Source organism: Syntrophorhabdus sp., assembly GCA_012719415.1.
Lineage (GTDB): Bacteria > Desulfobacterota > Syntrophorhabdia > Syntrophorhabdales > Syntrophorhabdaceae > Delta-02.
Window position 1 is genome coordinate 1 of the sequence record JAAYAK010000087.1, and the last position, 2,774, is coordinate 2,774.

At 59.9% G+C, this 2,774-nt stretch carries 3 protein-coding genes; 2 read left to right on the forward strand and 1 reads right to left on the reverse strand.

What is annotated here, in order from left to right; all coding sequences use genetic code 11:
• A partial coding sequence (locus GXX82_05475) for a hypothetical protein (GenBank protein NLT22477.1) occupies positions 1-332 on the reverse strand: 332 nt, incomplete at its 3' end.
• Between the two features lie 405 nt (positions 333-737).
• Between GXX82_05475 and GXX82_05480 the strand changes: the two genes are divergently transcribed.
• Both GXX82_05480 and GXX82_05485 read left to right on the forward strand, forming a co-directional pair.
• Positions 738-2,636 (forward strand): hypothetical protein, encoded by a 1,899-nt coding sequence (locus tag GXX82_05480; GenBank protein NLT22478.1) that lies wholly within the window; start codon positions 738-740, stop codon positions 2,634-2,636.
• Positions 2,633-2,774, forward strand: a 142-nt coding sequence (locus GXX82_05485; protein NLT22479.1) for a hypothetical protein, incomplete at its 3' end; no start/stop codon positions are given. The genes GXX82_05480 and GXX82_05485, both read left to right, overlap by 4 nt.

A 2,774-nucleotide genomic window follows, 5' to 3' on the forward strand; every position in this document is an offset into this window, starting at 1 on the left:
TACTTCCCCATTTTCTTGAGGAAGCTGGCGTAGTCTGTGGCTCTCCAGTAGTGTATCTCGTTGTCGGCTATGGTGAAGGTGGGGGAGCTGAAAAGTTCCGTGCCTTCCACCCATTTCCATTCGTTCTCGACAAGGACCTGGGCCTGGGCGTGGTGGGTCCAGAGGAAGCCCCCGGTGAGAAGGCCGTCGATGCCGAGCTTGTAGACGGCGACACGCGTCTGATAGCCGTTCTGTGCGAACCTTTCGGCATCCTCCACCGAGGTGACCCTGCAGGTGGTGCATCCCGTGAACGATAAGATCGCGATGATAACCGCAATGACTGTTGTTTTCATATGGTACCTCTCGTTTCCTGGCCGTCCGTCGCGGTAACGCATCCCCGGCGGCCTCATCGTGGAATCTTTATCGGACGTTTCATGGGGACATTAAGGACGCCCGGGAGGGGCCGCGCCGCGCCTCGAAGCGGTGTCGCTCTTTTACTGTGTGGATAGTACGGCGAAGGGTCGGTCCGCGGGAGAGGTGTGGGACGGTTAAGACGCGGGGCGGTACGGCGAAGCACAGGGACGAAGGGTACCCTGACCGCTCATCGCCAGGATGGAAAGGGGTAACGAGCATACGGGTCTTTGTCGTGACGATAGACCCGTATGCCGTCTTTTCTGTGGTATTTATGGAGAATTTGGTTTATCTTACCTGTGACAGCTAACTAATTGGATCTTTCGTCCGCAGGTGAAATTCGACCTATGAAGGTACGTTACTGGCCGGTAGTTCTCGGCGATGCTCTTGTGACATGTGTCTCCGTGGTCCTTGCCGCCGCGCTCGGTGTCGGCCGGACGGACCTCACGCTCCTCGTCCCCTTTTTCGTGGCAGCCGTCGTCCTGAGGCCCGTAAGCCTTGCCGTTGCCGGTGTGTACGGCAGGTTGTGGCGGTACTCCACGCGCTCCGATTTTGTCGCCCTCTTCAGAGGGGTCGCGGGCGGGACCGTCGTTCTGCTCCTTTTGGCCGGGTACGTCCTCAGACCTTTATGGGGCTCCACGTTCACCCCTGCCGCGGTTGTGACGGAAGGGTTCATTAACCTTGCCCTCGTTCTCATATTCCGCTTCTTCCTGAGGGGCGCCGAGCGCTACGAAGGGGACGTCAACTGGAAGAGAACGGGTCTCGTTCCCGGCCGGAAGGTGCTCATTGTCGGGGCCGGTGGTGCCGGGGTGCGCGCCTGCATGGAGATCCGGGAAAACCCTCACCTGGGGCTCGCTGTCGCCGCGTTCCTTGACGATGACCCGTTGAAGATAGGCAGAAAGCTCCGGGGCCTTCCTGTTCACGGCCCGACGATACGCCTGGGGGACTTCGTGAAGGATCTGGGGATCGACGAGGTGATAATAGCGATACCCGGCGCCCCCCAGCAGACGATCATGAATATCGAGGCCCTGTGCCACGAGATACCGGTCCCCTTCAGGACGATACCCTCTCTGAGGGACCTTCTGGAGACGGCGCCGGAGGTAGCGCGGTCAACCCTGAAACTTCCCATGTCCATGCCCGACATAACGGCCCAGGAGATAGAGGAAGTGGTGCGCGTCATGCAATCGAGGAACCTCAGCATAGGCGCGAGGACTGTGGAATTCGAAAGGCTTATCGCGGATGTGGCTGAGGCGAGATATGCCGTCGCCGTCACGAACGGGACGAGCGCGCTTCACCTGTGCATGATCGCCGCGGGTGTGGGTCCCGGGGACGAGGTCATCACGTCGCCGTTCAGCTTCATCGCCTCGGCGAACTGCATCCTCTTCGAGAAGGCGATTCCCGTTTTTGTCGATATCGACCCGGTGACGCTGAACCTCGACCCGGCGAAGCTGGAGGAGGCCATCACGGAGAGGACGAAGGCGATAGTTGTCGTCCATGTCTTCGGCCAGCCCGTCGACATGGACCCCGTCATGGCCGTTGCCGAGAGACACAACCTCGTTGTCATCGAAGACGCCTGTGAGGCCATCGGCGCCGCCTACAAGGGACGGCCCGTGGGTGCCATCGGGAGAGCGGGGACCTTTGCCTTCTACCCCAACAAGCAGATGACGACGGGCGAAGGTGCCGCGCTCGTCACGAACGACGAGGAGTGGGCGCATCTTTTTCAGAGCCTGCGCAACCAGGGGAGGGACAAGTTTGACGGGTGGCTGAACCACTCCCGGCTCGGGTATAATTACCGCATGTCGGAGCTGAATGCCGCCGTCGGTGTTGTCCAGCTCCGCAGGCTCGACGATATGTTGAAGAAGAGGGATGACGTGGCGAATGCTTACACCAGGGCTCTCTCCGACATCGGGGAGGCGAGCCCGCTTCAGATAGCGCCGACGACCACCCGCATGAGCTGGTTCGTCTACGTGGTACGCCTCGGCGCGGGGATCTCGCGGGACAGGGTGATCACCCTCATGGAAGGAAGGGGGATCCCGACACGGCCTTATTTTTCCCCCATTCATCTCCAGTCATTCTACAGGCGGCAGTTCGGCTACGGACCGGGGACATTTCCCCATGCGGAGGCGGCCGGGCAATCCATAGTCGCCCTGCCTTTTCATACGAACATGAAGGTGGAGGAGATCGACGTTGTCTGCCGCGCCCTGAAGGACGTGATATCTGAGATCAGGAGGGAGATGAACAGATGATGATCGTGATAAACGCCCCGTACCGGATGGTGCGGGACAATATCAGGCGGATAAAGAAGCTCGATGTGGGTGTGGAGGTGTATTTCAACAACGACACCATCGTCGAGGTGGACGAGGCGCATGTGACGGAAACGGGGA

Coding starts and splice junctions, on each gene's coding strand:
- GXX82_05480 (NLT22478.1), top strand. CDS start 738: ATGAAGGTACGTTACTGGCCGGTAGTTCTCGGCGATGCTCTTGTGACA.